Annotated in this window: 6 protein-coding genes; 2 read left to right on the forward strand and 4 right to left on the reverse strand. The window is 41.3% G+C overall.

The genetic code is table 11. From position 1 onward, the window contains the following. From ACI35L_RS01520 to ACI35L_RS01535, 4 genes are all read right to left on the reverse strand, one after another. On the reverse strand, window positions 1–1,038 hold a 1,038-nt coding region (locus tag ACI35L_RS01520), incomplete at its 3' end, for a LacI family DNA-binding transcriptional regulator (protein ID WP_439802096.1). Between the two features lie 30 nt (window positions 1,039–1,068). Next, window positions 1,069–1,890: a carbohydrate ABC transporter permease gene (locus ACI35L_RS01525; RefSeq protein WP_049670909.1), complete on the reverse strand. Its 822-nt coding sequence runs from the start codon at window positions 1,888–1,890 to the stop codon at window positions 1,069–1,071. Further along, on the reverse strand, window positions 1,890–2,750 hold the full coding sequence (locus ACI35L_RS01530) for a carbohydrate ABC transporter permease (RefSeq protein ID WP_049672885.1): 861 nt from the start codon (window positions 2,748–2,750) through the stop codon (window positions 1,890–1,892). The genes ACI35L_RS01525 and ACI35L_RS01530 overlap by 1 nt, the downstream gene beginning before the upstream one ends. Before the next feature lie 116 nt (window positions 2,751–2,866). Then, the gene (locus tag ACI35L_RS01535) at window positions 2,867–4,150 is read right to left on the reverse strand and encodes an ABC transporter substrate-binding protein (protein WP_439802097.1); all 1,284 of its coding nucleotides are present in this window, start codon (window positions 4,148–4,150) and stop codon (window positions 2,867–2,869) included. A 632-nt stretch (window positions 4,151–4,782) separates the two neighbouring features. Here ACI35L_RS01535 and ACI35L_RS01540 point away from each other — a divergent pair. Together ACI35L_RS01540 and ACI35L_RS01545 are read left to right on the forward strand one after the other, a co-directional pair. Further along, a complete protein-coding gene (locus ACI35L_RS01540) occupies window positions 4,783–6,045 on the forward strand; it encodes a glycosyltransferase family 4 protein (RefSeq protein WP_439802098.1) in 1,263 nt (420 codons plus the stop codon). Next, the coding region (locus ACI35L_RS01545; RefSeq protein WP_439802099.1) for a CotS family spore coat protein at window positions 6,042–7,053 on the forward strand (1,012 nt) is incomplete at its 3' end. The genes ACI35L_RS01540 and ACI35L_RS01545, both read left to right, overlap by 4 nt.

Below are 7,053 nucleotides of genomic sequence, written 5' to 3' on the forward strand. Positions count from 1 at the left end.
TTCAGCAGGCTTCCCTTGATTAATAGATGAGTGTGACTCCCTCTCAATAATTCTTGTCGGAATAAGCACATTTTTTTCAATCACTTGAGGATTCATGATGAGTTCAATCACATATTTGGCTGCTTCAATCCCCAATTCATATGTATGAATATCCATTGTCGTTAAAGAAGGGGTCGTATAGTCAGCAACCTCATAATTATTGAAGCACACGATGGAGGCATCATCGGGTATGCGCATATTCTTTCCTAAAAGCAAACCAGTCAGAATAATGGCGTAATCAATATCAAGCGCCACATAGGCAGTAGGCGGCTCACGTAAAGCATACAGCTCCTCAAGAGCGGTCAATCCTTCCACGCGGCTATATGGCAGCGGCTTGATATAATCAGGTGAAAACGATAATCCAGCACTCTTAAGTGCTTCCTTGTATCCCTTCAAACGATCACTAACGACGTCATATTCGAGTGCCCCGCCAAAAAAAGCAATATGACGATGTCCAAGATGAAGGAGGAATTCTGTCAGATCCTTTGCGGCCTTTTGGTTATCATTATCCACGTATGTGATTCCGCTGCAGTCTTTTCCTGGATGGCCGACGACGACAAAAGGAAATTCCTTCTCAAGCAGATAACGGAGTATTTTATCTCCCTTTCGTGAATACAAAATAATTAATCCGTCTACCTGCCTCCCTTCGACCATCTGAATAACATCCTCAAAAATGGCCTTCTCTGAATCTCCCGTTGTGATGGAGAGACTGTATCCCTCCTCCCTGCAATAAGAGCCGATTCCCCTCATGACTTCCTGGAAGAATGGATTATGCAGGGAGTATTTGGCGGAATGCTTTAACACAATCCCAATCGTCTTCGTTGTCTTCGTTACGAGATTCCTGGCATTGGCATTCAAATGATAGCCAAGTTCTTTCATGACTTTCCGAACTTTCTTTTTTGTCTTATCACTGATGCTAGGACTGTCAGCAATGACTCGAGACACGGTGGAGGGTGCCACATTTGCCTTTTTGGCAACATCTTTTATCGTAACGGTCATGTAAACGATCCCACCTCTATTTTGATGCGGCTATTTAACCGCTCCATCTGAAATTCCTTTAATAATTTGTTTTTGAGCAAAGAAATAGGCAATGATGACAGGAATAATGGATAAGGTTAAACCTGCGAGAGCCAAATGCCATTGCTTCGTATATTGACCAAAGAAATAGAACAATTTAAGCGGAATGGTTTCTGTTCCTGCTTCACCAAGCACCAAGGATGGGAGCAGGTAATCATTCCAAATCCAGATAACATTCAATATTCCCACCGTAATGGACATCGGCTTCAGTAATGGGAAGATGATATACCAAAATACTTGAAAGCGGTTCGCACCATCGATGGTTGCTGCCTCATCCAATGATTGAGGGATTCCCTTTAATGTACCGTGATATAAGAAAATGGACAGACTGCATCCGAATCCAAGATACATGAAAATCAACCCGGCTCTGTTCAGCATACCGAACTGGCCAAATTGAGAAATGAGCGGAATCATAACCGATTGGAACGGAATCAGCATGGCTGCGACAAAGACAAAGAAAATGACAGAGCTCATCTTGCTCTTATTCCTTGAAAGTGCATAAGCGGCCATTGCCGAAAAGACGATAATAATCCCGACACTGACGGCAGAGATCAGCAAGGAATTAAACAAAGTTCTGAGAAAATCGAGCTGTTCAAACGCTTGCAGAAAATTGTCACTCGTAAATTCACCTGGAAGGCCTAGTGTATCAGCAAAGATATCGCGCTTTGTCTTAAAGGCGTTGACGATCATTAAGTAAAAAGGGCTGAGCCATAACAAAGCGAGCAGGATGCCGATAACGCCAATGATGCGTAAATGCCATTTCTTTCTCTTCATTATAGTTCAACCTCCCGTTTCTTATTAAAGTACACCTGCAGTAGCGATACAATCGCCACAATGATAAAGAAGATGACGGCCTTTGATTGCGCATAGGCCATTTCATTATCTGTGAAGGCCGAACGAATGATATTCATAGCCACCATTTCTGTTGAATTATAGGGGGCCCCTCCTGTTAAACTTAAGTTTTGATCATAAATCTTAAAGGAATGGGACAATGTCAGGAATAAGCTGACGGTGAATGCTGGAGCAACGAGCGGGAATGTAATATGACGGAATCGCTGAAATGCATTGGCCCCGTCGATTTCAGCCGCTTCTAGTAAATCACCCGGTACTGCCTGCAAATAGGCAATGTAGATAATCATGATATATCCAGCCATTTGCCAGGCCGTCAGGATGACCATTCCCCAAAACCCAGTCTCAGTTGTTGAAAGCCATCCATTTAAAGCTTCAATGCCAAAAAGATCGCCAATGCTTCCAAACACCTTAATGAAGATAAACTGCCAAATGAACCCGAGAATCAATCCGCCTATCAAGTTCGGCATAAAGAATACGGTACGGAGTAAGTTACTCGATTTTAATTTGGTTGTCACTAGTAGAGCAAGACCTAGGCCAATGATGTTAATTAGCACAATTGAGGCAATCGAAAACTTAACCGTGAACCAAAACGCACTTATAAACGCATCATCATTAAATAGATTGATATAGTTTTTCAACCCAATAAAGTCCAATCTCCCGAGTCCATTCCAGTTAGTGAAAGAATAATAGAATCCGAACAGTAACGGAATGATGACGACAATGACGAGAGCAGCAAGGACAGGTGTCAAGAATAGCCAAAAGGCCCAGTCACGATTTCGAATAGGAATCGCCCTCCTTATAATGAATGTGTGAGGAAAAGACAGCCATGCCACGGCAGCCAAGAGAATGTCGTCCCTCTGCTTTTAGAGCGGCTGGCTGTCTTCATTTGATGAAAGGATTAATTATCAGCTTTTTCTTCCCAGATTTTCTGAGTTTCTTTCACAAGCTCTTCCCATGTTTGATCACCAGAGACATATTTTTGCACGCTTGCTCCAAGATCCTCATTCCATCCGACCGGATAGCCCATGAAGACCCATCCAAGCGTATTTCCGGCTTCTGCATATTTGTAAATTTCCTGTGAAAGCGGATCGGCGATTTTTTCCGTATCATAGCCTTCATAAGCTGGAATAAACTTGAACTCTTCTAAGACAGCTGTTTTACCTTCATCAGAAGTATAAAGCCAATCTAAGAATTTCTTTGCTTCCTCTTGTACGTCTTCATCCACTTTGCTGTTTACAGCCCAGTAGTTTGGTACGCCTACAGGCATTTTCGCTTCATCACCGTTTGGAATAGGAATGATGCCGATTCCTTTTTCAGCTAACTCAGGGTCCATTTCATAAACCGTATTGTAAACCCAGTTCCCTTGCTGAATGAAGGCCACTTTCTCGAGGGAGAAAAGCTCCTCTACTTGCTGGGAGTAGTCAAGACTCGTTGTCGGCTGAACAGAGTATTCATTTTGCAAATCAATCATTTGCTTGAATGTATCTCCGTCATCAAACTTGATTGACTTTGATTCACTAGCCTTCAAGATATCACCGTCGAATTCATTCGCAAGGAATACATTGGATAAGTGGTTGCCTGTTACCCATTTCTCCTTCACGGGATAAGCGAATACCGCATCAATGTCTAATTTATCTTTCTCTGAATCTAGTTTCTTAACGGCTTCTTCTAATTTGTCATAAGATGTCAAGCTGGCTGGATCAATCCCGGCTTCTTTCAAAAGACGTTTATTGTAAATGAAACCATAGCCCTCTTGGTTATATGGCACACCAAGTACTTCACCATCAACTGTGACACCATCAAGCGTGCCATCAAGGGCAGCTTCAGCGGCTTTTGTATCACTCAAGTCAGTTAACCGGTCTTTAAATTGCTTCACATCTGTCGGTCCGCCGATATTGAAGATGGCAGGCTCCTCACCGGAAGAAAACTTGGAGGTGATAGCCGACTTATAATCATTCCCTCCGCCGACTGTCGTGATTTTTAAATCTACATCTGGATTTTCCTTTTCATACTGTTCAGCAACCTGTTCAAACTGCTGCTTGAATTCTACTTTGAACTGAAAAATCTCAACTGTTGTTTTATCCCCGCCATCGCCGCCGCTCGATGATGAGCATCCTGCTAAGACAAGACTTGATAAAAGTAATCCAGATAGTGTTCCCTTGACGATTTTACTTTTTAACATAGAGCCACTCTCCTTATGATTTTGTTTAAAAACTTTCGAAAACGTTTGCATTGATAAGTAAAAAAAGAAACTTCTATCACGCTATTAAGTAAGTATTCTAGGGAGTTCAAAAGAATAGTAAACATCTCATAGCAAGCGCTTTCAAAGTTTTTTATATCCTAATATTACCATTAATATACATTGTATACAAATGGTAAGTTTGTAAAATATATTCATTTTGATAGAATAGATAATTTTGGTGAAAACATTTGCACAATGAAGGAGATTATCTTCATTTGCTATCGAAGCTGTACGGAGATGATAAAGGGATATGGTATGGATTATTATCTACCCTCTTATCGCTTCTTTTATGTGCCTTTCAAGAAATTTATGTACGCCAGTATAGGCAAATGAGAAAACCACCCCATCTTCAATTTCATAAGCTAAACCGAGTTGTCAGAAATATACCTTAGTGGGACATGCCATCTTCTTTCGTTTTCTGAGTTGTATTGGATCCTATTTACGAAGGTTGACTGGACTCCATATGATTAGATGAAAAATCATGAAGAAAGGATGATGTACGTAACGTGAAAATCGCCCTTATATGTACAGAAAAGTTACCGGTCCCCCCCATTAGAGGCGGGGCTATACAAGTGTTGATTGACGGTGTGCTGCCCTATTTAAACGAGCGGAACGATGTGACGGTGTTTGGAATTACTGACCCTGACCTTGACCCGGCGGAAATCAAAAATGGCATTGAGTATATTCGGGTTCCTCAGGAGAATTATGTAAGTCATATTCATAATGCATTAGCTCAGAAATTCGCTGACGGAGTCTCCTATGACCTTGTCCATGTATTTAATCGGCCGCTTGATGTCCTGACCTATAAATTAGCTCAGCCGAATAGCCGCTTTGTCTTAAGCCTGCATAACGAAATGTTTAAGGACACGAAGATTACACAAGAAGCTGGTGAGGCCGTTATCCAATCGGTCGAACGAATTATGACGGTGAGTGCCTTCATTGCTAAGACGATAACTGATCGCTTCCCGATAGCTATCGGGAAAGTACAGCCGGTTTATTCTGGAATGGACCTTATGAAATATACCCCTATATGGGATGAGAATGTTCAGAGCCTAAGAGCAGAACTCAGAGGAAAATATAAGGTTGATGGGAAAAAGGTTATCTTATTTGTCGGTCGTCTTAGCAAAGTGAAAGGACCTGAGATACTGCTGGAGGCGATGAAGGACGTTCTTGTCGTTCACCCAGATGCCGTTGTCGTCATTGTTGGGAGTAAATGGTTCAGCGATGAAACCATCGATGATTATGGCAAAATGCTCAGGAGTCTTGCTAAATCATTAGGTAGTAATAAAGTAATCTTTACTGGCTTTGTTCCGCCGATTCAAATTCCTACCATGTATTTATTAGGCGATTTGTTTGTTTGCAGCTCTCAATGGGAGGAGCCGCTCGCACGAGTCCACTACGAAGCAATGGGAGCTGGCCTGCCTATCATCACAACCAATCGCGGAGGAAATGCTGAAGTCGTTCATCATAACCTAAATGGCATCGTTTTGGATGATTACACGAATTCGAAAGCTTTCTCAGAGGCCATTATCGATTTATTGTCGAATGCGGACAAAGCAAACGCTCTTTCAAGAGAAGGCCGGAAACACGCAGAGAACACCTTCGGATTTGAACAAGTATATGAACGTTTAGAGAATTTTTATTTGACAGCCATGAATGCAGAAAAGGCAGAAATCATGCCAAGGAGACAGGTCGAACGATTCATAAATTCCATGAATAAACAAAAGAAAAAGAAAAAAAGAAAAGCAGATGGCCGAAAGAGGACGAGAAAAAGAAATGATGATCGGAAGCGGAATAAAAGAAAGAGTCATAAGCATCGGGAGGAAAAGAAATGAGTCACCCCTCCTTAAAGAATGCCCATTTAGCCTTATCAGCCTATCCGATCAATAGTACCATGGCGAAATTCCGGCCCCTGAAGAAAAAGACAGCCAAAAAAGCTGTCTGGGAAATACGAACGAACAAAGGGACGTATATCTTAAAAAAAGTACCTTTGGATAAAGACCGAATTCAGTTCATGGCACATGCCATAGACTATTTAAGGACAAACGGAGTGAAAACCCCTCAGGTTATTCGTACAAAGACAGGAGAAGTTTTCACGAATGTCCATGATGAGTACTATATCGTTTTTGAAGCGGTACATGGGAGGAGCCCCGATTATAAAAAAAAGCATGATTTAAAAAAAATCATGGAAGGTATCGGCCATTTCCATAAAGGGTCCTCCGGATTTAGGTCGCCAATCGGATATTATCCCTCCTTCCTGCTGGATGAACGAAAATCCAATTACGAGAAGCGATATAAAAGATTGCTTGAATTAAAAAAGAACCGTTCAGAATCGGTATCCATAAATGAATTCGATTGTCTTTTTCTAAAAAATGTTGACACCTTCTTAAACCAATGTGAATCCTCCCTATCCCTTTTCGATAGTGAATCGTATGATACATGGGCAGAAATCATACACAAAAACATCAATTTATGTCATCAGGATTATGCTGAAAATAACCTCCTGATTACCCCTGATTCAGCTTTGTATGTGTTTGACATGGATTCTCTGACTGTTGATCTGCCAATCCGTGATATTCGTAAAATCCTCAATAAAGTAATGAGGAAAGAGGCAGAATGGAATCTTGATATAATGCTTAGAATGTTAAAAGATTACCAGCGTGTCAATCCTTTATCAAAGGAACAGTATGAAATATTAGGTGCAGAGCTCATGTTCCCTCATCTATTCTACGACCAAGCCACCACATATTACTACAAAAGGCAGAATAATTGGTCCGAAGAAAAACATGTAATGAAGTTGAAAAACGTGATTTCTACAGAGATGAGCAAAGAAAAAGTGCTTC

Source organism: Pradoshia sp. (genome assembly GCF_051873915.1).
Lineage (GTDB): Bacteria > Bacillota > Bacilli > Bacillales > Pradoshiaceae > Pradoshia.